Annotated in this window: 19 protein-coding genes and 1 other RNA gene; 13 read left to right on the plus strand and 7 right to left on the minus strand. The window is 57.0% G+C overall.

Going from position 1 to position 22079, the window contains the following annotated elements; genetic code table 11:
* Positions 1–146 precede the first annotated feature (146 nt).
* The 7 genes from xrtA to R1T46_RS12845 form a co-directional block, all read right to left on the minus strand.
* Positions 147–1646, minus strand: a complete 1500-nt coding sequence (xrtA, locus tag R1T46_RS12815; protein ID WP_317305667.1) for an exosortase A — start codon at positions 1644–1646, stop codon at positions 147–149.
* A 9-nt stretch (positions 1647–1655) separates the two neighbouring features.
* A complete protein-coding gene (locus tag R1T46_RS12820) occupies positions 1656–4352 on the minus strand; it encodes a tetratricopeptide repeat protein (protein WP_317305668.1) in 2697 nt (898 codons plus the stop codon).
* Positions 4353–4404: 52 nt separating this feature from the next.
* Positions 4405–5778: a PEP-CTERM-box response regulator transcription factor gene (prsR, locus tag R1T46_RS12825; protein ID WP_317305669.1), complete on the minus strand. Its 1374-nt coding sequence runs from the start codon at positions 5776–5778 to the stop codon at positions 4405–4407.
* Positions 5779–5899: 121 nt separating this feature from the next.
* Entirely contained in the window at positions 5900–8032 is a 2133-nt protein-coding gene (gene prsK, locus R1T46_RS12830; protein WP_317305671.1) for an XrtA/PEP-CTERM system histidine kinase PrsK, read from the minus strand.
* 61 nt (positions 8033–8093) lie between these two features.
* Positions 8094–9041 carry an SDR family oxidoreductase gene (locus R1T46_RS12835; protein ID WP_317305672.1) on the minus strand — a complete coding sequence of 316 codons (948 nt, stop codon included), beginning with the start codon at positions 9039–9041 and terminating at the stop codon, positions 8094–8096.
* Positions 9041–9856 (minus strand): lysophospholipid acyltransferase family protein, encoded by an 816-nt coding sequence (locus R1T46_RS12840; protein WP_317305673.1) that lies wholly within the window; start codon positions 9854–9856, stop codon positions 9041–9043. The genes R1T46_RS12835 and R1T46_RS12840 overlap by 1 nt, the downstream gene beginning before the upstream one ends.
* Before the next feature lie 7 nt (positions 9857–9863).
* Positions 9864–10757 carry a D-hexose-6-phosphate mutarotase gene (locus tag R1T46_RS12845; RefSeq protein ID WP_317305675.1) on the minus strand — a complete coding sequence of 298 codons (894 nt, stop codon included), beginning with the start codon at positions 10755–10757 and terminating at the stop codon, positions 9864–9866.
* A 154-nt stretch (positions 10758–10911) separates the two neighbouring features.
* Here R1T46_RS12845 and R1T46_RS12850 point away from each other — a divergent pair, with 154 nt between their 5' ends.
* The 13 genes from R1T46_RS12850 (at position 10912) to R1T46_RS12910 (ending at position 22077) form a co-directional block, all read left to right on the plus strand.
* Complete coding sequence (locus R1T46_RS12850; protein WP_317305676.1) at positions 10912–11604, plus strand: 2OG-Fe(II) oxygenase; 693 nt, start codon at positions 10912–10914, stop codon at positions 11602–11604.
* Between the two features lie 70 nt (positions 11605–11674).
* An RNA gene (ffs, locus tag R1T46_RS12855) (signal recognition particle sRNA small type) lies at positions 11675–11771 on the plus strand.
* A gap of 119 nt (positions 11772–11890) precedes the next feature.
* A complete protein-coding gene (gene dnaX / locus R1T46_RS12860; RefSeq protein WP_317305678.1) occupies positions 11891–13804 on the plus strand; it encodes a DNA polymerase III subunit gamma/tau in 1914 nt (637 codons plus the stop codon).
* A gap of 59 nt (positions 13805–13863) precedes the next feature.
* Positions 13864–14187, plus strand: coding sequence for a YbaB/EbfC family nucleoid-associated protein (locus tag R1T46_RS12865; protein WP_348122286.1), 324 nt, complete (start codon positions 13864–13866; stop codon positions 14185–14187).
* 13 nt (positions 14188–14200) lie between these two features.
* Complete coding sequence (recR, locus tag R1T46_RS12870) at positions 14201–14803, plus strand: recombination mediator RecR (protein WP_317305680.1); 603 nt, start codon at positions 14201–14203, stop codon at positions 14801–14803.
* A 19-nt stretch (positions 14804–14822) separates the two neighbouring features.
* Positions 14823–15971, plus strand: a complete 1149-nt coding sequence (locus R1T46_RS12875) for a ribonuclease D (protein ID WP_317305681.1) — start codon at positions 14823–14825, stop codon at positions 15969–15971.
* Complete coding sequence (locus tag R1T46_RS12880) at positions 15968–16261, plus strand: YcgL domain-containing protein (RefSeq protein WP_317305682.1); 294 nt, start codon at positions 15968–15970, stop codon at positions 16259–16261. Before R1T46_RS12875 ends, R1T46_RS12880 begins: the two co-directional genes overlap by 4 nt.
* A complete protein-coding gene (locus R1T46_RS12885; RefSeq protein WP_317305683.1) occupies positions 16258–16704 on the plus strand; it encodes a YcgN family cysteine cluster protein in 447 nt (148 codons plus the stop codon). The genes R1T46_RS12880 and R1T46_RS12885 overlap by 4 nt, the downstream gene beginning before the upstream one ends.
* A complete protein-coding gene (locus R1T46_RS12890) occupies positions 16704–17048 on the plus strand; it encodes a hypothetical protein (RefSeq protein ID WP_317305684.1) in 345 nt (114 codons plus the stop codon). Before R1T46_RS12885 ends, R1T46_RS12890 begins: the two co-directional genes overlap by 1 nt.
* Positions 17049–17086: 38 nt before the next feature.
* A complete protein-coding gene (locus R1T46_RS12895) occupies positions 17087–19060 on the plus strand; it encodes a VWA domain-containing protein (protein WP_317305685.1) in 1974 nt (657 codons plus the stop codon).
* Positions 19061–19168: 108 nt separating this feature from the next.
* Entirely contained in the window at positions 19169–20011 is an 843-nt protein-coding gene (locus R1T46_RS12900) for an AAA family ATPase (protein ID WP_036205447.1), read from the plus strand.
* A 22-nt stretch (positions 20012–20033) separates the two neighbouring features.
* Positions 20034–21212, plus strand: coding sequence for a VWA domain-containing protein (locus R1T46_RS12905; RefSeq protein WP_317305686.1), 1179 nt, complete (start codon positions 20034–20036; stop codon positions 21210–21212).
* 304 nt (positions 21213–21516) lie between these two features.
* A complete protein-coding gene (locus R1T46_RS12910) occupies positions 21517–22077 on the plus strand; it encodes an AraC family transcriptional regulator (RefSeq protein WP_317305687.1) in 561 nt (186 codons plus the stop codon).
* Positions 22078–22079: the final 2 nt, after the last annotated feature.

Below are 22079 nucleotides of genomic sequence, written 5' to 3' on the forward strand. Positions count from 1 at the left end.
GAAATGGAATTTGAAACTGCATTCAGTTTCTTTTTCGCCATCTGTATTGGTGGGAATAAATAGGTATTATGAAAGCCCGTAGTCATTGGCTTTGTTGCGTGATTGGAAACCCAAAATACATGCGACCGAAACATGTCACCTTGCGGCTAAAGCCCAGCGCTTTCAAGAAACTGGCCAAACGCGTCCCGTTGTCGGTCACAATCCGCTATGTTGTTGCCCTCGCAGCGCCCTGCGACTGCCCATAGCGCACCTCGGCTGTCGCCGGTGATCTTTTTGAGGGCTCCTGTCACCTTGGCTTTGATCCGTGAGTCCGTGAGGGTGTCACCAATGTCATACCACGACCAGATAATGATCTGTTCTCCGTCTGCGGGGCGCCGGATGATAGTTTCGTTAACGCGTTCGAGGCCCGTTGAATAAGCGGTATTCAATTCATGGGTAGTTTGCGACACCAATGCCCATTCATCGGCGTCGAAAATCCGGTTGCGGTAGTAAATCAGCTCTTTGTTCTGGGTCTGCAGACGATAGCCGATGATTTGCAGTTGCACCTGTTGCAGGTCATCCGATACGTATACGCCACCGATATCGATGTCCGGCTTTTGGTAGTCCGGGTGCCAGATGTTGGCGTGTCGGAGGGGGCCTCGCCACCCGGGTACGGTTTCCGGAAGCGTGGGGTTCCACGCCAGGGCCAGCCGCTCGGTTTTCGCGTGAACGGCGAGCGGCATCAGGGACGGCCATAACAGGAGGAGGGAAGCGATGACTGGCCAGGCAATTGAAGAGCGTATGGGCGTCGCCCGGACTGTTGTGGCCGGCGTATCCTCGGTTTGCTCAGAGGGTTTGTCCAGTTTCGCGGAAATATAGAAAAGGGGAACGAGGGTGAAGATAACAAATATCACCCAGCCGAAGAGCTCGTGGTCTTCGACCAGTGATGTCTCCATGTTGGTGTAATGGCCGGCGGCAATGATGCCGAAGACTCTTATCCAGTTGGCCAGCATGGACAGCAGAGCGGCTATAAGAACGAGCAGGACGGTGGGCGTATGCGAGCGGTAGTGAAGTTGCCCGTAAAAGCTGGCCAGGAAGAGGCCGACCATGAGATATCGAACGCCGCTGCATCCGTTTTCCACCACGAAGGCACCCACCTTCAGGATGATGTAGAACTCCTTTATGGTCGCATCTATATCAGCAATCTGGAGAAAAATTTCGTTAAAGAAAACGGTGATGTGCTGAAGCAGCGGTGATAGGTCATCCCATATCGGCACGCCAAAAATCAGCAGCATGATGGGGCCGCCAGCTGTTTTGAGAAATCCCTTTCCCCAAATTGACCATCCCCAGATAATAATAAGCAGGGGAACCAGCAACAACCGGAACACCCGGATGTCCGCCGCCTGGGATAGCAGCAGGACAACGCTGGCACCGGCCAGCAGGAACAGGGCCAGTGGTGAGGCGTTAACACGGAGTTCTGCCAGGGACTCCCTTCTCAGGTAAAGCAGAAACAGGGTGCCGGCCAGCACCAGAAACCCATGGTTGTATATGATGGAATCGTACCAGAGGCTAAAAAAGGTCTGCCATTCGGCCCAAAGCCCAAAGACGAGCAAAGGTACCGCTAGCAACCACAGGTACTGCCGGGAATAACCTGTAACCGTGTGCATAAATTCCTTTTATCCCTGGCCACCAAATTTTTCCAGCACCTTCCTTGCTGAAGAGTTTTTGCCCACGCTTCGATACGCCTCTGCCAGGTGCAGCGCAATTTCTTCCGACTCTGGCTGTAGCTCATGGGCCTTTTCGAGAATCGGTACACTGGCTTCGTGGTTGCCGGCCTTGAGCATTATCCATCCGTAGGTGTCCGCGACGGCCGCGTTGCCAGGGCTAAGCTCGTAGGCTTGCTTCGCCAGATCGATTGCCCGCTTGTCCCCATTTTCGTGATAGATCCAGGCCAGGTTATTCAGCACCACAACGTTGCCGGGCGCGCTTTCAAGCAGGGTTTCGTAATTCGACCTGGCGCTTTCATACTGACCCTCGGATTGCTGCAGCAGTGCTAGTGTCAGAAGCAGTTGGTTGCTGCCGGGATACGTTTTACGGGCAGACTCAAGGAAAGAGAGTGCTTCCTGTGCTTTGCCGGATCGTTGCAGGTTTGTCGCGTATCCATTTGCGAGCTCGGCGTTGGGTCGCTTGCCGAGGGCAAGTTGGTAGAGTTCAGCCGCTTGTTGGAACTCTTTGCGCCGTTCGAAGTAAGCGGCTTCCGTCACGTAGGGCGCGGCGGATTCCGGGTGTTGCTGTTTGGTCTCCTGAATAATTCTCCGCGCTTCGTCTTCCTCGCCATCGTTGAACGCTTTCTGAGCGGCCTGAAGAGCGATGTCCTGGTTCTCTGGGAACAATGCGCGCGCCCGGTCAAGGAGAGCGGCTGCCCTGGCGGTTTCTCCCGAGCTCTGGAGCGCGGCGGCTGTACTGCTGTAGATGCCTGCAACGAAGGGCGTAGCCGGCGCCGGGGTCGTTTGCTCGTTTCGCTCCAGCAGGGACGCCGTTAAATCGTCCGCTTCCTGCCGATTATTGTCCATGAGGGCTGCCTCAAGCAGGATCAGGCGGGGGCCAGTGGCTTCCGGGTTCTCTTTGAGAATCTCCCGCATGAAACCTGTGGTTTCTTCGCGATCAAGAACGGTCGCCAGCCCCTGAAGTGCCTGGCGGCTATCCGGGGCGAGCCTGACCGCGGCCCGGAACTGCTTCTGCGCTTCCGCTTTATCGTCTTGGGTCAGTGCCAGTCTACCAAGCGCGATCAGCGGTGCCGGTGATTCGGGCGCTTTCTCCCTGGCCTCGTTGAAGTCTGTTTTAGCCGCGTCCACATTGCCTGCGGTGGCTGCGAGGCTTCCCCTGGTCATCAGGGCATTGATACTGTCAGGCGCCTCTTTAATCCACTGGGAGGCGGATTTTACAGCCTCGTCCATATTGCCAGAGCGTGCCTGGGCTTCAATGATGACACTGCGTGCCTGCTCCAGCTCAGGGGCGCTCTCAAGAACCCGGGTTGCCTCGGCAATCGCCCGGTCATGTTCGCCCCGCTGGTTGAGGTAGGTCGCATACCGCAGCCTTAACTGGTGGTTGTCGGGGTTGCTTGCCAGTGCCTTGTCCATAAGCGTCTCGCCGGTTTTCAGGTCGCCACTTGCAAGCGTGGCAATGGCAACCATGGCGAGAGTTTCCGGGTCGGAGTTTTTGTCCTCCAGATTGGAGAGTATGGCTTGGGCGCCTTCTGGATTACGCATTTGCAGCCGCGCGGCGGCCAGCAATTTGCTGGCGGTTTCTGAATTCCCCGCTTCTGCGATGGGGGCCAGCAGCTTTTCAGCATCCTCTACCCGGCCTTGCCTGAACCGGACAAGACCTAGCATCAACGATGTCTGCTCATGATTGGGAGCCTGCGCCAGAACCTCTTCCAGATAGCGCGCGGCCTCATCGAGATCACCCTGTTCCACGGCTGTCTGGGCGGCCATCAGGTTGCTCTTGATCGTACCGGGGGCAGACTTGGCAAGTATTTCTTCGTAGACAAAAGCTTCTGATTGCTTGCCCTGGGCTCTAAGGACGCGAATTAGGGACGAAATCGTGGCGTACTTGCGTTGGGTCATTACATCGTACTGACCGATGTCCTCGAGGGCTCTGATATAGGCATCTTCCGCTTTTTGCCACTCTTCCTGGGAAGCGGCGAGCTCGGCTTTCCAGAGCCATAGTTCTCCATTCGCCCCATCAACTTCTTCCGCCTCGCTGACCAGTGTTCGGGCCTTCGATACGTCACCGTCGGCGAACGCCGTTTTTGAGAGCCCCACCACCGATTCAACTTCCCCAGAGTCTATTTCACGTGCCCTGTTGAACGCAGTGCGGGCTTTTTCAAGTTCGTTGGAGGCCAGGAAGATCCGGCCTTCCAGCAGTGCCGCCTGGGTCTCAATCGGCCGGTCTGGGGAGGTGATGTCATCGAGGGCCGCCAGGGCGTCTTCAAAATCTTCCTGAAGCAGATTGGCTTCTGCGAGGATCAGGCTGGCGCGGTTCCGAACCTTTGTATCGATCTGTTCTGCTGGGAGGCGCTCCAGGATCTGATTCAGGTGCCGTTCGGCATTGGCCGCATCGCCTGCCCTGAGGAGATTGTTGACGATCAGGAAATACGGTTCGATCTTTTCCGGTTGAAGCTCAATCGCGCTCCTGGCTTCCAGTGTGCTTGCCTTGAGTTCACCCTGACGCTGGAAAAAACGTGACTGGTCAATATGACTCAGGTACTGGATGTCGTCCTGGCTCATTTCATTGCTGTCGCCACAGCCGGCGAGAGCGATTGAGATGGCGGCTGAGAGGAGGGTGGCACGTACTGCTGAAACTGGCTTCATGGCCCTATTCCTTTTCCTTATCGGGTCTTGTTCTGGATTCCTTGCCTGCTATTCAGGCACCTGAAGATTCGGGGGATGTTTCAATCCGATATTTATCAGTCAGGTTATACAGCGTTGGCCGGGTTACACCGAGCAGGCGTGAAGCCTGCGCCATATTGAAGCTGCAGGACTGCAGCGCCTGTACAATCGCGGCACGTTCCGCGTTTTCCCTGACCTGCCTGAGATTCAGTTGGCTTTCGGGGCCTTCAAGGTCGCAGTTTAGCTCAAGGTCGGCGGCGGTAACACGTTTGCCGTCGGCCATGATTGTGGCCCGTTTCACCTTATTGATCATTTCACGCACGTTGCCGGGCCATGGGTGGGTCTTGATGGCTTTGATGGCGTCTTCGGTAAAAGCCAGGTTGGGCCGATCCATTTGTTTGCCCAATGACTGCAACAGCGACTGTGCAACAACGAGAGCGTCGCCCTCACGCTCACGAAGTGCAGGGACATCGAGAGTAATTTCACTGATCCGGTAGTAAAGGTCCTCGCGGAACGTCTCCTGGTCGATCAACTGCTGCACGTCCCGGTGAGTTGCGCACACCACGCGGACATCCACCGGAACCGGGTTGACTGAGCCAACCCGATCGACCACACGCTCCTGGAGAAAGCGGAGCAGCTTGGCCTGGAGGGGCATGGGCATGTCACCAATCTCGTCCAGAAACAGGGTGCCGCCATTGGCGCTCTCGATTTTGCCTTTCTTGCTCTGGGTGGCGCCGGTGAAGGACCCCTTTTCAAAGCCAAAGAGCTCGCTTTCAAGGAGGTTTTCAGGAATAGCGGCGCAGTTGATGGCCGCAAAAGGCTTTTCGAAACGGTGGCTCAAGTCATGGAGCGCCCGTGCCAACAGCTCCTTGCCCGTGCCGGTTTCACCCGTGATAAGAGTGGTAACGTCAGTGGGGGCAACTTTTTCAAGGGTACGACAGATCGCAAGCATTTGCGGGCTGGCCGCGACGATACCTTTGATGTTGGTGCCATTACGCTGACGGGCCAGCTCCCGGTTGTCCCGCTCCAGTTCGGCCAATCGCAAAGCACGGTTAACCACGAAGGTCAGAATGTCCGCATCCAGCGGCTTCTGGTAGAAGTCACTGGCCCCCATACCGATGGCTTTGACGGCGTTCTCCTTGTCTTCCCGGCCGGTGACCACAATGATTTTGGTCATGGGGGACAACCGAAGAATTTCCTCAAGCAGTAGAAAGCCTTCCTTCGCGCCACCAGGGTCCGGCGGCAGGCCCAGATCCAGAGTAATGACATCGGGTTCGCTTCGGCGCAGCGCAGTCAGGGCTGATTCCCGGTCGGCCGCAACGCTTACTTCCAGGTCTTCGCTGAAACACCAGCGCATCTGGCTTTGCAAGCCCGGATCATCTTCTACGATTAGCAGTCGTCTACTCACAACGGTTACAAATCCCTTTCTGTAATGGTGACGGTCTTGTGATCAATCCTCTAACTTCTGATTCTTAACCGAAGATTGACACTTTGCAATGATAGTGTTCGGTGCATTTCGATTTCGCCAATTATTTGGCATTCTGCTGCGGCTGTGGGTCGCCGGTAATCAGTCGCTCGGGCTCTTCCGGGGCCGGTTCCGGTTTGAATCGGGCAATCGGGAACCGGATTGAGAAGCAGGAGCCCAGGTCCGGTTCGCTGGTTACATCGATATTGCCCCCAACGTTGCGCACATATTCCCTGGCCTGATAGGCGCCAATGCCCATACCCGTCAGCCCCTTGGTACTCTCGAACGGTTTGAATAACTGGGTCTGGATAAAATCCTCGGTCATGCCGGAACCGGTGTCCTGGATGAACAGCACGACGTTGCCCTTGGCGGTTTTCAGGGTGAGGGTGATTTCGCCATCGGGTGGCGTGGCATCCTGCGCATTCTGAATCAGGTGGCCAAGAATACTGTAGAGTTGCTCCCGATCAGCGTTGATGAAGATTTTTCCGGGATTATCGGCAACCCTCGGTGCAGGCTGGCGACGAGAGTAATGTTCAGACAGCTGACTGACAACCTCCGTCAGGTCGATCACTTCGGTCACCAGGGTTTCGTCCGCCGGCTTGCGGATGTGATCCACCAGATTCGACATTTTGCGCACGGCGTGGTCTGTTGTATGAATCATATCATCGATAAAGGCCGGGTTATCACGGTGCCTGGGGGCGTTCTTCACCAGCAAAGACAACTGTGCAATCAGTGTTTTCAGGTCATGCACCATGAAGGCGGACGCCTTGCTGACCGCCTCAAACTGCATGGCCCTGGAAAGCCGGTTCTGGGCGTCGGTTTGCGCAAGCAGGTTGCAGGTCTGTCGTGCGACGACCTTGATCAGGTCAAAGTTCTCCCAGTTGAGCTCAACACGCGCGTAGGGGTTACCGACCATGGCAATGCCGTATAAATCGTTACTGAGGTACAGGGGAATGACCAGCCAACCATCCGGTGTTTGCGAGATTGGATCCGGAATCTCCAGCAGGTTGTAGCTAACCGGATCTCCGCGATACTCATGTAGGTCGATGATCCATTCCCGTTCCCCGAAAAAGCGGACAAGTTCGGAGTTGGCATCGATGGTCGTGTACTTTGGCGTAACCAGGTTGACGGCGTTTTTCAGGAGGAAGTCGCCCCTTTCCTCTCGTATCCACAGTGCCCCGGCGTTGCTTTCCACCAGGCCCGAAAGAATGCGGATGACCCGTTCGGGCAATGGTGGGCTGTCGCTGAGATCGGCCATTTCCCGGGTCATTCTCAGCCACTCTTCGCGGTAGTCGTATTTGTAATCGAAGAAGTTCTGGCTGATAAATACCATCAGTCGGGAACGCACGCGGCGGGAAACCAGCAGGGTGACGAGGAATACCAGCGCAATGCTGAGGAAGAGTACCTGCAGGGCGTCGCCCCATTCGCCGCCCAGGGTTTTGACGTAGTAGCCGCCCAGTGAGAGAAACAACAAGTAACCACCGGCGAGTATCAGGGCCCCGGCGTGGAAAACCGCTGAGCGGGAGAGTTGGAAATCCACGGGTTGTTTGCGGGTGTTAATCACGTTAACCGCAAACAGAGGCACCAGGGCGGCGTTTAACAGACCCCGGGCGTTCCAGAACGCCTCAGAGACCTGTCCGAAGAGCAGGGCGTCGGCGTACATGAAGAAGTCGAATGCAAACAGGCTGCCCACGGCTATACAAACGTACTTCATGCTGGACCGGCCGAACGACACGGAGTTACGCCATATCTGCTCAATCAGTGATAGTCCGAGTAGCGATAGCGCTATCTGGCCAACCACTTTGGTTTTACCGTCCAGAATGCTGAGCCCGAAGAAATATTCCAGGGCGCCGCTGCCGAGGAGAAGGGAAATCAGGATAAGCGTGGCTGCTGCCAGTACTTTCCGTAGGCGACCGACGAGGTTAGCAGACCTGAACGAATCGCGAAGTAATGCGAACAGGACCGTAATCCAGGCGGCATCACGCAGAAGTTCCAGCAGGTAGCGAATAAAGAAGCTTGGTTCGTTCCAGAGACTTTGGGTAACGAGTGAGCCTGCCCACAGCGTGGTAACCACGGCGGCGAGCAACAAAGAACGATCAATGTCCCGGCGCAGGTATCGGGTGGCAACCAACAGCGATAGCAGCCCAAAGGCGATCGCTGCCGTGGAATGACTGATCAGGCTGAAATTATTCAACATGTTTCGCTTCCTGCGCTATGCGCCACTTCCCATAACGGCACCGAATTCGGTTCTGTGCCGTTCACACCGGCTTTTTGTTCTCCCGGTAGAACCGGAATATCTCTTTTAGCGGGCGCCTGGGAGTGAAATCGAATTCCCTGGCGAACGTCCTGCCGTCGATGACTACAGGATACTTGAAAAAGTGCATCAGGTACGAAGGAAAACTTCGCAGGTTAAGAGTGCGCAGTATCATACGGGGCAGCACGGGGGGAATAGAGGGTATCGGTATACGGGCACAGCCGCAGAGCTTCAGCGCATGTTGGTAGGCCACCCAGTCCTGCGGCGCGACATTGAAAATCCCCCGCTGGGGTTTGTTGTAGGCGAGCACGATGGCATCGGCCATATCATCGATATGGATAAACTGCATCATCGGTGAAAAGCCGGCCAGAACAGGTGCCCGCTCCATACCCAGCAAGGTGCTGATGGAGTTGCGCACGCCCGGACCGACAATGTTGCAGGGTCGCAGAATGGTGATGTTCAGATCCGGGTAGCGCCACAGGTAAATGTTGGCCAGATTCTCCAGTTCCACGGAGTCAATCAGGTCCGCGCTCAGCCCCGCACTTTTCAGCGGAGCTTCCTCGTCAATCAGCGCCGGGTTGTAGGCCACCGCGCCATAGACGTGGAAGGTCGACAGCACCACCACCCTCTTGATGTTGTACTTGTGGCTCAGGTCCAGCAGTTTCTGGGTGCCGAGCACGTTGGCGTTGTAACGGCGCATCCGGGTAAGCTGGCTCGACATGATGCGGCCGAGATGAATGACGCCATCAAACTGGTAACGCCGGAAAAGGTCTTCGAAGGAGCGCTTGTTGAAGTCGATGCAGTAGCTGGGTATGTCGTCGCCCAGATAGACCTGTTCCCGAAAATCCACGGCAACGAGGTTGCAGGTATCCCGAAGGCGGCTGATCACCTGTTGGGCGAGGGCACCGGCTGCACCTGTTACAAGAATCTGGGGCCTGCTTTTTTCTACCATCAGAACAGCCTTTTCCTTTCGCTCAGTCCGGTATCGATCAATTCACTGATCGCCGCCTTAACCTGTTCCACCCGCTCTGTCACCTGTTCTTCTGGAATTTCCAGGTCGTCAAACATCATCGGGTCGCCAAAATTCAGATGGACTTTGGCTGGCAAGACAAACGGCATGGCCACCGGGGCATAGGGAATGCCCAGCCATCGAGCCAGTGGTTTTATGTTGGCGATGGCGGGAATGGTTTCCTCACATCCGACCACGCCTACCGGCACTATGGGTGCCTTGTATTTCATGGCCAGGTGCATGAAGCCGTTACCGAACCGCTTGAGCTTGTACCGGTCCTGATACAGCTTGCCAGACCCGCGAATGCCCTCGGGGAATACTATGACGGCCTCGCCGTTGGCCAGCATCTTGGCGCAATTGGTGGGATCGCCCAAAACAGCGCCAAACTCGTTCAGCAAATTGCCGAGGTAGGGGACCGTCGGAAAAAAACGTTCGATCATTGCCCGGGGAATGCGTGGGTTATTCTCGCGAGAGGCAAGGGCGTAGGCGATCAGAAGTCCATCAACCGGCAACTGCCCGCTGTGATTCGGGACGATCAGCACCGGCCCCTCCGCGGGAATCTTGTCAACACCGGTGGCTTCCACCCGAAAATACTTTTCATAGATCTGGCGGGTCAGGGAGAAACCGTACTTCATCACTTCGTTGTTGTAGCCCCAGGGGTCGTAACCCAGAGAACCGATCGGCTTGCGGATGCGATTGATGTGGTTCTCCAGTTCCGCCGGGATCAACCGGGACTTCAGAATCGATGCTAGACCCATGTGGTTTCTACTCTCTTCCTATCATAACGCCAAGGGTATGACTCTGGCCTGTATTCAGCACGCGGTAGTCACCGAGGGCGTTGGCGCTTTCAACGCACAGCATGGACTGCCAGGCAACGTCGGGGAAATCCGACAATCGCGCCGCCTTCTCCGGCCCCGGATTCCATACAACCGTGGAGTCGCTTCCGATGGCAGTGATGCGACGGTTCCCTGATGGGGTTTCGACGATCAACGGGTTGCCACTTTCATAGATGCGATCGGTTTCGCCCTCGAAACTCACAGGTCCTTGCTGTGTGTGGTAGCTCCAGTCTTTCAGGGAATCCACATATCCGCAGTTTTCGAGGCCTCTGACCAGCGTTCCGGAAATGTCCGGGGTCGGAAGATAGGTGTGAAGTGCCTGGGTAAAGGCCAGGGGCTCCGAGCCCGCATTGGTAGTGGTTAATGCCAGTTGGCATCCGTCTGCAGAGAAGTGGAAGGTCATCAGTAACCGGGCGCGGCCGTTCCAGGCATCGGAAAAGTCACTGTTCGCATCCAGTGACAGGCTGATTTCCACGTCGTGCGCGGTTTCCCTTACATCCTCCAGTTTCCACACTGCCGTGCGGGCGAAACCGTGGGAGCTGGTGGTCAGTAGCCTGCGTCGAACTTCCGGGGGATTTTTCTCGGGCGCGCCAAACCAGGGCCAGCATAGGGGGATACCACCACGGATGGCCACGCCGGGTTCAAAACGCGCGGTGTCGCTCATCCACAGCCAGTCAGGCTCGTTGTGGGCGGCAAAGTGGGTAAGGTGGGCGCCCTGCAGGAAAAGGCGGGCGCGGAACAGGGGGTGGTGTACCTCCATGGCTTCCAGTTGCCCGATGGTTGTCCATCGGGTGAACGACCAGTGCCCGGGTTTTAGTGTCACGTAGTGCCTCGTTACAGCTTTCTGGGTGGTCAATGGGTTGTCGGTCTGAGGTGCCGCGAGAGTTACGGCATGTCCTTATACTCAGGGTAAATTAAAACTGTCCTTACGGCGAGAAACCATCATAAAATCGGCCGACCCCGTCGGAGTTTGATGAATGATTGAACAGATTGCTGCCTCAGTTCCCGAGTCTCGCCAGGCTGGAGTCGATCTTTCGGCGCCGGGAAGCGATCAGTGGCTTGATGACTTGGCCGATGGTCTCACGGAACATGGCTGGATGAGCCAGGATGTGTCGTTGCTGTTGACCCCGTCCCTTTTAGAGGGGCTTCGCAATGAAGTTCGGATACTGGACCGGACCGAGGCATTGCGTAAGGCCGGTGTGGGGCGCGGTCAGGATTTGCTGCAGGACAGATCGGTAAGAAGAGACAAAATTGCGTGGCTGCAGGGGGTGACGCCGGTTCAGGCGGCGTTGTTCGGGTTCTTCGAGTCGGTCAGGCTGGGATTGAACGAGCGACTGTTCCTGGGGCTGAAACGGTTTGAGGCACACTACGCCACCTATCACAACGGTGACTTCTACCGCCGCCATGTGGATAGTTTCCAGGGTAGGGCGTCGCGGGTTGTCAGCCTGGTGCTGTACCTCAATGAGGGTTGGCAGGAAGCCGACGGTGGCGCGTTGCAGATTTTCAATCGTGAAAACGAGAACGAGGTGTGTGGCGTCGTATTACCACTGGCAGGTCGGATGGCGCTGTTCATGAGCGAAGAGATTCCCCATGAGGTGTTACCGGCTCATCGTACCCGTTACAGCGTCGCCTGCTGGTTCCGATGCGATGAAGTGCCGTTGCCATTGTAGTGCCCGAACCCTTTTGCTAATATGCGCGCCGCTTTGAGGGATTTCGCCCCAAAGCCCGTTATGGTGGCTCCATTGGTGCCTCCGCAACGATAAACCGTGAACCCGGTCAGGCCCGGAAGGGAGCAGCCGAAGCGGTGGACTTGTGTGCCGGAGTGTCGCTGGTGGAGTCACCCCCAGATTTCTTGTTCTTACGCCCCGAATATCCACTCTGATTGCTTCTTGTTGTCTTCTTCTAACACCCTCACCGTGCTATGGTTGAACCCATTTTAACGGCAGTTGGCAGAACATGAGCTACCAGGTACTTGCCCGCAAGTGGCGCCCCCGGACATTCGAAGATATGGTCGGCCAGGAGCATGTGCTTCAGGCACTGATCCACGCCCTGGATAACCAGCGGCTGCACCACGCCTATCTGTTTACCGGTACCCGGGGCGTGGGTAAAACCACCATTGGCCGATTGCTGGCCCGGTGCCTGAACTGCGAAACCGGTGTTACCGCCACGCCGTGTGGAACCTGTTCCAGTTGCCAGGAAATCCAGGAAGGGCGGTTTGTTGATTTGATCGAAATCGATGCGGCTTCCCGCACCGGCGTGGACGACATGCGGGAGCTCACCGATAACGTCCAGTACTCGCCAACCCGTGGCCGCTTCAAGGTGTACCTCATTGACGAGGTGCATATGCTGACCAATCAGTCCTTTAACGCCTTCCTCAAAACCCTTGAAGAACCCCCGGAACACGTCAAGTTCCTGCTGGCGACAACGGATCCCCAAAAACTGCCTGTTACCGTGTTATCCCGTTGTCTGCAGTTCAATCTCAAGCGGATGACACCAGAACACATTGCCGGGCACCTGCGCCACGTGCTGACCCAGGAAGGTATTCCTTTCGAGGAACCAGCGCTGTGGCTACTGGCACGTGCTGCGGATGGCAGTATGCGGGACGCCCTGAGCCTGACTGACCAGGCCATAGCCTTCGGTAATCAGACGCTCAGCGGCAGTGATGTCAGCAACATGCTGGGTACGATTGATCAAAGCGATATCGAGAACCTGGTAAACGCACTGGTGGAGGACGACGGCCCCGCGCTGCTGTCCGAGATCAACCGTATTTCCGATTTTGCGCCGGATTACAGTGTGATCCTGGCGGACCTGCTGTCACTGTTCCATCGGGTGACGATGGAGCAGGTGGTGCCGGGCAGTGTCGATAATGCCTTTGGGGACGCCGCGCAGGTGGAGTCCCTGGCGCGCCGGTTGAGCGCGGAAGACGCGCAGCTCTTCTATCAGGCGGCGCTAATGGGCCGTAAGGACCTGGCGGTCACTCCTGATGCCCGCATGGGGTTTGAAATGACTCTGCTGCGAATGCTGGCCTTCCGGCCTGGCACCGACCGCCGTGAACCACCGGTGGTGGCCTCCGGGAGGTCATCGTCAGGGCAGGAGTCCCGGGAAGACCCTGAACCTGGCCCGGCAGCGTCGGAGAAAATTACAGCGGCTGTTGAGCCTGAACAAACGCCTCAACCAGAGCCAGAGCAGCGAGCCGAACCGACGCCCCAGCCCGAGCCTCAACCGGAAACCCAGGAGCCCGCACTGGAATCCCAACCCGCGCCAGAGGAGCCTGATGCTGCCTGGCTGGCAAGTCTGGATGAGGCGGCTGAGTCTGCAGCGGCCGAGGCTGCCAGCGCTGAGGACTATGGTCCCGAATCCGTGGCGCCTGAGTCGGAGTATGCCGAAGCGCCTCAGACCGAAGTGCCCCGGATGGAAACAGCAGAGCCTGCCGAGTCGATTGAGCCCGCCGAACCGGTTGAAGAGCTCGTGGATACTGGCGAATTTGCCTGGGAGCGTGATTTTCGCAGCCTTGGCATTGTCGGCATGCCGGGTAACCTCGCCAGCAATGCGGCTATGACCCGTAACGGTGATGAAATTGTGCTGACCATCGATGAAGGTCACGCACGGTTGTTGAACGCCCGCCACGAAGAAAAGATTCTCGAGGCGTTGAGGAATCGGTTTGGTGCCACCATAACCCTGCGTGTGGAGCAGGGCGATGCGGGTGGCAAAACGCCGGCCGCCTGGGAAGAGCGCCAACGACAGGCGCGCCAGAAGGCGGCGGAAGACTCAATTCGCAATGACCCCGCAGTGCAGTCGATTGTTGAACGATTCGAGGCCCGGGTCGTCGAAAACAGTATCCGGCCGCCGAATCAGGCAAAGTCCGGCTAAGGTCTGCGGTTGGAGCCACATGGTGGCAACTCTTTAAGGCAATTCTGTAGAAGGTGAGCGTGATGAACAATATGGGCGACCTGATGAAAAAGGCCCAGCAGATGCAGGAAGAAATGAAAAAGGCCCAGGAAGAGGCTGCCAAGGCTGAGATGACCGGCGAAGCCGGCGCGGGCCTCGTCAAGGTGACCATGAACGGTCGCCATGATGTGCGGAAAGTGGATATCGATCCGTCCCTGCTGAGCGAAGACAAGGAAATTCTGGAAGACCTGCTGGCAGCTGCTATCAACGACGCTGTGCGCCGTGTTGAGGAAAACCAGAAAGACAAAATGTCCGGCATGATGTCCGGTATGGGTATGCCTCCGGGCTTCAAGATGCCGTTCTGATTGAGGATATCTGATGGCTTTTAGTCCGTTGGTAGACGAACTGGTGGAGTCTCTCCGTTGTCTGCCTGGCGTCGGCCAGAAAACGGCCCAGCGTATGGCCTTCCACCTGCTGGAGCGCGGCCGCTCCGGAGGCTCGCGTCTTTCCGACGCACTGGATCGCGCCATGACCGGTGTGCGCCGCTGCGAAAGCTGCCAGAACTTCGCCGATACGCCTACCTGCAATATCTGCGAAAACTCCGAACGACGGAATGGTACGCTCTGCGTGGTGGAAAGCCCCTCCGACCTCCTCGCCATTGAGCAGGCGGGCGATTATCGCGGCAGCTACTTCGTGCTGATGGGGCACTTGTCACCCATCGACGGTGTGGGCCCCGAGGAAATCGGTGTTGAGCGGCTGCTGCAACGTATTCACGAAGAAGGGGTAACGGAGCTGATCCTTGCGACCAATCCCACCGTGGAAGGTGAGGCGACTGCCCACTACATTGCCGACAGGCTGGATGGCCGCGATATCCTGATTACCCGTCTTGCCCATGGTATCCCGGTGGGGGGCGAGCTGGGTTATGTGGACGGATTTACCCTGACCCATGCCTTCCGTGGCCGAAAACCTCTGACTGATTAAACCTGACCGGGATTATTTTATGGATTCCAACACCCCGGCCGCTTCCGTCCCTGCGGCTCCCGACACGGTTACCTGGATTCGGGAACCGGACGAGCTGGACTGTTGGCTTGCCGAAGGGGAAGGCGAACCGCTGGCACTGGATACCGAGTTTGAACGGGTCAACACCTTCTTCCCGATTCCTGGCCTGGTACAGCTGGGGTTGGGCCCGCGGTTCTGCCTGGTAGACCCGTCCGTTGCAGAGTCTTCTGAGGGCTTTCGCAACGCGCTCACCGATCCGGGCACCCCCAAATTGCTATACGCCATGAGTGAGGACCTGGAATTGTTCCGGCACTGGTTGCAGCTGGAACCGGAGGGCATCCTCGACCTGCAGATCGGCGCCGCACTGGCGGGTGCCGGCTTTTCCGTCGGTTATGCCCGGTTGGTCGAAACCCTGTTCGGTGAGTCCCTGGATAAATCGGCGACGCGCTCGGATTGGGTTTCTCGCCCGCTTTCAGCGGCTCAGGAACGCTACGCTCTGGACGACGTTCGCTTTCTTGTTCCCTTGTATCGCTGGGTGATTACTCGCTTGCAGAAACGGGGCCTTGAAGCGGCATTGGCGGAAGAGTCCACCCGGTTTTCCAGGGAACTGGCAGCCCAGGATAATCCCGACAGCCATTACCTGAAACTGCGAGGCGGCTGGACATTGAGTCGCCAGCAGCAGGGGGTTCTGAAAACCCTGGTGTGTTGGCGGGAACATGAGTCACGCCTCCGGGATAGGCCCCGCAACCGGGTTGTGGCCGATGCACTGCTCATTGCCATCGCCCAGAGACTGCCCCAGTCAGTACGTGAGCTATCGAATATCCAGGGCTTGCCTCCGGCCGTGGTCAGGCGCTACGGGGATGCGATTGTCAACAAGGTGGCGGAGGCATCGACCGCGGACAATTCCGGCATCGATGTTATCGCCGCTCCCCTGAGCCGCCAGGACCAGATGTTCTATAAACAGCTCAAGCGCCTGATGGTGAAAGCGGCGGAGGAGCGTGACGTGCCAGTGGAACTGCTGGCGCCCCGGAAGCGTCTTGAGGCTGTTGTGCAACAACGAAACCTGGCTGCCGGGCTGTTTGATCAGGGCTGGCGCCAAGACATCCTGGCACCGGTACAGGAACAGATTGAGGAACTACTGAAATCATGACTGAAAAGACCTTTGTGTCGGTCTTTCGTAGCAGTAAGAAGCCGGACACCTATATCTACGTTCGACGGGGCCAGGCCTGGGATGACCTGCCGGATAGCCTGCGGGGCATATTCGGCCAGCCAATACATGCCATGGATTTGATCATGACACCGGAGCGGAAGCTTGCCCGAACTTCCGGTCAGCAGGTTCTGGAGGCTATTGCCGACAAGGACTTCTTCCTGCAGATGCCTGAGGAATCCAGCGGCTACGTTGTCGACTTTCGCCGTAAACTGGAGCCCGGTCGGGAATGATCGCAGAGATTCCGTTCTGGCAACGCAAACGTCTCCATGAGATGACCGCCAGGGAATGGGAGTCCCTGTGTGACGGCTGCGGCAAATGTTGTCTGGCCAAGCTGGAAGACGAAGACACCGGCGATGTCTACTACACTGAGCTGGTATGCCGTTACATGGAACAGGACACCTGTCAGTGCAGCGTGTACTCCGAGCGTTTGCAGAAAGTGCCTGCATGCACGGTGCTGACACCGGATACGCTGAGCGACTACCATTGGCTGCCGTATACCTGTGCCTACCGCACACTGGCGGAAGGGCGTGCACTTGCAGACTGGCACCCTTTACGGTCGGGTGACCCCGATACGGTTCACGAAGCGGGTGTATCGGTGCGCAATCGCGTGATCTCGGAAGCCGATGTACCGGAAGACGATTGGGAAGAACACATAATTCACTGGATCCTTTGATGATAGACGCAGAAACAAACCTTGCTTACGGAATATTCTGGGCCCTGTACGCCGTCGCCTTCGTGGTGTTCTTTTACACCATATCCCGTCTGTTTCGGGTAATTCCGGTTTACGCTATCCGCACGCTGTTGCAGGCAGCGTTGATTGTCATACTGCTGACTCCGGTTGAGTCCGGTGAGGTGGCTGGCTGGTGGATGCCGGCCTGGTTGCACGGCGGCTATGAAACCATACTGGGTGACGCCGCCAACGCGGGCCGGGCCTTTGTGAATATGGGCATAGCGTCCATGGTGATGGTGTTGGTGTGGGTTCTTGACCTCGTCAGATACCGGTTGGTTAAACGCTGAGACTTTCCTTGATCACCACCTTGCATGGAGCTGCCCTGATGCGACGTTTAAGCCGCCTGTTTGTCGTCATCCTCATCCTGCCAATCACGGCACTCGCGCAGCAGGCGCCAACCCTGCAGTTGCCTGACAGTGCCGATGTCCGAATTATTGTGGACATCTCCGGCTCCATGAAAACCAACGATCCGAACAACCTGCGTCGCCCGGCTGTGCGTCTGTTGGCGCGTATGCTGCCTGGGCAGGCTAATGCCGGAGTCTGGACCTTTGGTCAGTACGTCAACATGCTGGTGCCCCATGGCAAAGTCACTGATGACTGGCGGGGGCTGGCTGTGGAACGCTCGGACGAGATCAATTCGGTCGCCCTGCGGACCAATCTGGGGGAGGCGATTCAGGTTGCCAGTGATGATTACCTGTTGGGCTCGGAGAGCCTCGACAATACAGACTTCATTCTACTCACCGATGGCAAAGTGGATATATCCGACAACGAGAGCGCCAATGATCGCGAGCGTGAGCGGATTCTGGGGGCATTGCTGGACGACTTGAGCAGCCGTGGTGCCACCCTTCATACCGTCGCGTTGTCTGAGGAGGCAGATCTTGCTCTTCTTGAGAGCCTTGCGGAACGTACGGGAGGCCGCTATGCGCTGGCATCGTCCGCCGATGCACTGACTCTGGCGTTTCTTGAAGCGTTGAACACCGCCGTACCGCAGCAGCAGATTCCCATTGAAGACAACGGCTTCCAGGTGGATGACGGCGTAGAGGAGTTTACCGCGCTGATTTTTCGCGCGGGCGACAAGTCGGCCGCTAACCGGACGCTTGAACTGGTCAGTCCCGGCGGTATCAAGGCAGGGCCGGAGTCTGCCACCGGGGGAATGCGTTGGGTGCGCGAAACGGAGTACGACCTGATCACCGTCACCGATCCTGAGGCGGGCGACTGGACGATCAATGGCGAATTGGGTGAGGGCAGTCGGGTCACTGTCGTCAGCGATCTGCGGATGGTTGTGAGCCCGGTTCCGCCAACGTTCACGGAAAATGAACCAGTATCCCTCCAGGTGGCCTTCTTTGAGGAAGACAGGAAAATCGAAAACCCGGACTTCCTGGGGGTTATCGATGTCAGTGTGTCATTGACCTCGGAGGACGGGCGCAGCGGTAACAAGATGTTGTCTCCGGAGGGGCCGCCGCAGGATGGCGTCTATACGGACGCCATTACACGACTGCCTGATGCCGGCGAATACCAGCTCAGTGTTGTCGCCGACGGCCAGACGTTCTCCCGACGCTTCAGTACCGTTACCCGGTATATTCAGCCCGAGGGCGAGCAAGCCCCAATCGAGGCAGTCGTTTCTGACGGCCCCCCGCAGGAAGCGCCGTTGATAGAGGATGAGTTGTCAGAGGCCTCACCCGCTGCCGAAATTGATCCGCCTGTGTCCAGTTCCGGGCCGATTGATATCAGTCAGGTTGAGAAGCCCGAACCGAAGCCGATTGAGGAACAGCCTGGCGATAAGGAAGAGGCGGAACCGGAAACGCCGGCCTCCGTTGAGGCGGCAAGCGGCATTCCGTTCTGGGTATGGGCCGCTGCCGGCGCCTTGGGTGTAGTGGTTGCCGCCGGGCTGGTATTCCTGTTCGTCAGGCGCAGAAAGGCAGCGCAGGATCAGGGCAACAACGAGGAGCCGCCTCTGGTCGCGGAGGAAGCGCCCGAGGAAGAGGCGGACGCCGCACCCGAACCTGAACAGGCGCCCGAAGACGTACCCGAAGAGATACCTGAGCCAGAGCAGGTGCCGGAACCTGAACCCGAAGAGCTGCCGGAACCTGAAGCAGTGCCGGAACTTCAGCAGGACGAAGCGTTGCCCGAGGACGACATTCCCGTTGCTGATGCGGAGGTGGATGATGGTGAAGACGAATTCGGGCTGGAGGACTTTGATCTTTCCGAATTCGACGATTTGCCAGCCACGGATGAGGAGAGTGAGACCACTGACGATGAGTCTGGAAACGACGAAAAGGATGGCGGAAAGGATCGGTAATTGGCGGTTGATCGAACAGGGCTCTTATCAGAACGGCTCCGGTTCTCTATACTCTGAGTCTGTTTTCAAACAGATGTTTAACCGTTAATAGAACAGGACACTATCAGCATGAAGTTTACCGGTACCGAGAAATATGTTGCTACTGATGACCTGCAGATGGCCGTCAACGCAGCCATAACGCTGCAACGCCCGTTACTGATCAAGGGCGAGCCCGGCACTGGTAAAACTCTCCTGGCCGAAGAAATGGCCGCGTCTCTCGGCCTGCGCCTGATTCCCTGGCACATCAAATCCACCACCAAGGCCCAACAGGGACTGTACGAATACGATGCGGTCTCCCGCCTGCGGGATTCCCAGCTCGGTGACGAGAAAGTCAAGGACATCAGCAACTACATCGTCAAGGGCAAGCTGTGGGAGGCCTTCGAATCCGAGGAGCAGGTGGTACTGCTGATCGATGAGATCGACAAGGCGGATATCGAGTTCCCGAACGATCTTCTGCTGGAACTCGATCGCATGGAATTCTTCGTCTACGAGACACAGCAGTCTGTACGCGCCAAGCATCGGCCCATCATCGTGATCACCAGTAACAACGAAAAGGAACTGCCGGACGCTTTCCTGCGCCGTTGTTTCTTCCACTACATCAGCTTCCCGGACCACGACACCATGAAGAGCATCGTGGATGTGCACTTCCCGGGTCTGCAGCAGCAGGTGGTTCGCGATGCGCTGGAAGTTTTCTTCGACGTTCGCAAGGTACCAGGGCTGAAGAAGAAGCCGTCCACGTCAGAACTGATCGATTGGCTCAAACTGCTGATGGCGGATGAGCTGTCTGCCAAGATGTTGCAGGAGAAGGACACCAGTTCCGCCTTGCCGCCGCTGTACGGCGCGCTGGTGAAAAACGAGCAGGATGTCCACCTGTTGCAGAAGCTGGCCTTCATGGCCCGTCGTCGCAGCTGAAATTCAGCAAGAGCAGCACCCTATGTTGATTGATTTCTTTCTCGAAGTCCGGCGGGCCAAAGTGCCCGCCAGTCTGCGCGAACTCCTCGATCTGCTTGAAGCTCTGCAGAACAGGCTCGCCTTTGCGAATATGGAAGAGTTTTACTACCTGGCCCGTGTCTGCCTGGTCAAGGACGAGCGCCATTTCGATAAATTCGACCGGGCGTTCCAGGCTTATTTCGAGGGCATAGAAAACCTCGATGACCTGATGCAGGCGTTGATCCCGGATGATTGGCTGCGCGCGGAATTTGAAAAGCAGCTGTCGGAAGAGGAAAAGGCCAAAATCGATTCCCTCGGTGGGCTGGAAGAGCTCATCGATACCTTCAAGAAACGCATGGAAGAGCAGAAGGAGCGTCACCAGGGTGGCAACAAGTGGATTGGTACTGGTGGTACCTCACCCTTCGGTGCGAATGGTTACAACCCGGAAGGTTTTCGCATCGGCCAGAATAAGGGGCGTCATGGCCGCGCCGTAAAGGTCTGGGAAAAACGGGAGTTCAAGGACCTCGACGACAGCGTCACTCTCGGCATTCGCAACATCAAGGTGGCCATGCGTCGGCTGCGTAAGTTTGCCCGCCAGGGTGCCGCAGACCAGCTCGACATGGACGATACCATCCGTTCCACCGCCCGGAATGCCGGGTACCTCGACTTGAAGATGGTTCCTGAGCGGCACAATGCGGTCAAGGTTCTGATCTTCTTCGATGTGGGTGGTTCCATGGACCCTCACGTACGGGTTTGCGAGGAGCTGTTTTCGGCTGCCCGGCTCGAATTCAAGCACATGGAGTACTTTTACTTTCATAACTTCATCTATGAAAGCGTGTGGAAAAACAACATCCGCCGGATGAACGAAACAACGAGCACCTGGGACATTCTTCACAAGTACACGCCGGACTACAAAGTGATCTTTGTAGGGGATGCCACCATGGCGCCCTATGAGGTGTCACACCCCGGCGGGTCCATTGAGCACTGGAACGAGGAAGCGGGCGCAACGTGGTTTCAGCGAATTACCGATCACTTCCGTAAGGTGGTGTGGATCAATCCACTGCCAGAGAGTTACTGGGGGATGGGTGGGTCGCTCGGTATGACCCGTCAGCTGGTGAACGACCACATGTATCCCTTGACCATTGAAGGCCTGGAATCGGCCATGAAACAACTGAGCAAATAAAAAAAGCCGATGCGGTTGAGAGCATCGGCTAAGCTCGGCATATCAAACGGGGTGGCCAAAAGGCTGTCCCGCGCTTCTCTCGGAGCAAATCCGGGGCCACTTTAAAATAGTAAATATAAATCAGCTAATTAGAATAAATTCCGTGCATCTCCCTTGAGCGGAATCTTTCCCGGCGTTTCCCTCCTGTCAAAAAATCCGACGGTTTCGGATTTCCAATTGGTGATCTGGATACCGTTCTTGCCTGTTACCAAGTGTTACTCTTTCTGCCAGTTTGTTACAGAACATTGCTGGAGGCAGGAAGCGTATGGTCGCCGGAGCGCAGCAAACAGTACCGGTTGGGGGCCAGGTCAGGGTGGTGTGGCTGGTCATTTTGGTCATGATGGTGGCATCTCAGCTCGTTTTGACGCGTAGCGCTTTTGCCGAGTCGCTGGACCAGGAGATCGACCGCCTGAAAGCCGATGTGGCGGACCTCAGCCAGAGGTTGTACCAACTGGAGGAGAACGTACTCTACCCAGTCGACACGCAAGTGGCAGTTTTCCTGACACTCAGAAATCGGGAGGGATTGGATCTGGACTCGGTGGAACTGTACCTGAACGAAACGCCAGTCGCTTCCCATCTATACACCGAGCAGGAACGTGACTCCCTGAAGCAGGGCGGTGTCCAGCGGCTCTATATCGGTAATCTGCCTCACGGCTCCCATCAAATAAAAGCAGTTCTGACGGCACGCTCAGCGAGTGAGCGCTTTGTTCGCCGGGAAGCGACCCACCAATTCCGGAAGCGGCCCGGCGAATCCCGCATACAGATGATTCTGGATGCCGCAGAGCCAGACTACGAACCAGTGGTTTCGTTTCAGGAATGGAAATAGGG

The sequence above is a fragment of the Marinobacter salarius genome (genome assembly GCF_032922745.1).
Classification (GTDB): domain Bacteria; phylum Pseudomonadota; class Gammaproteobacteria; order Pseudomonadales; family Oleiphilaceae; genus Marinobacter.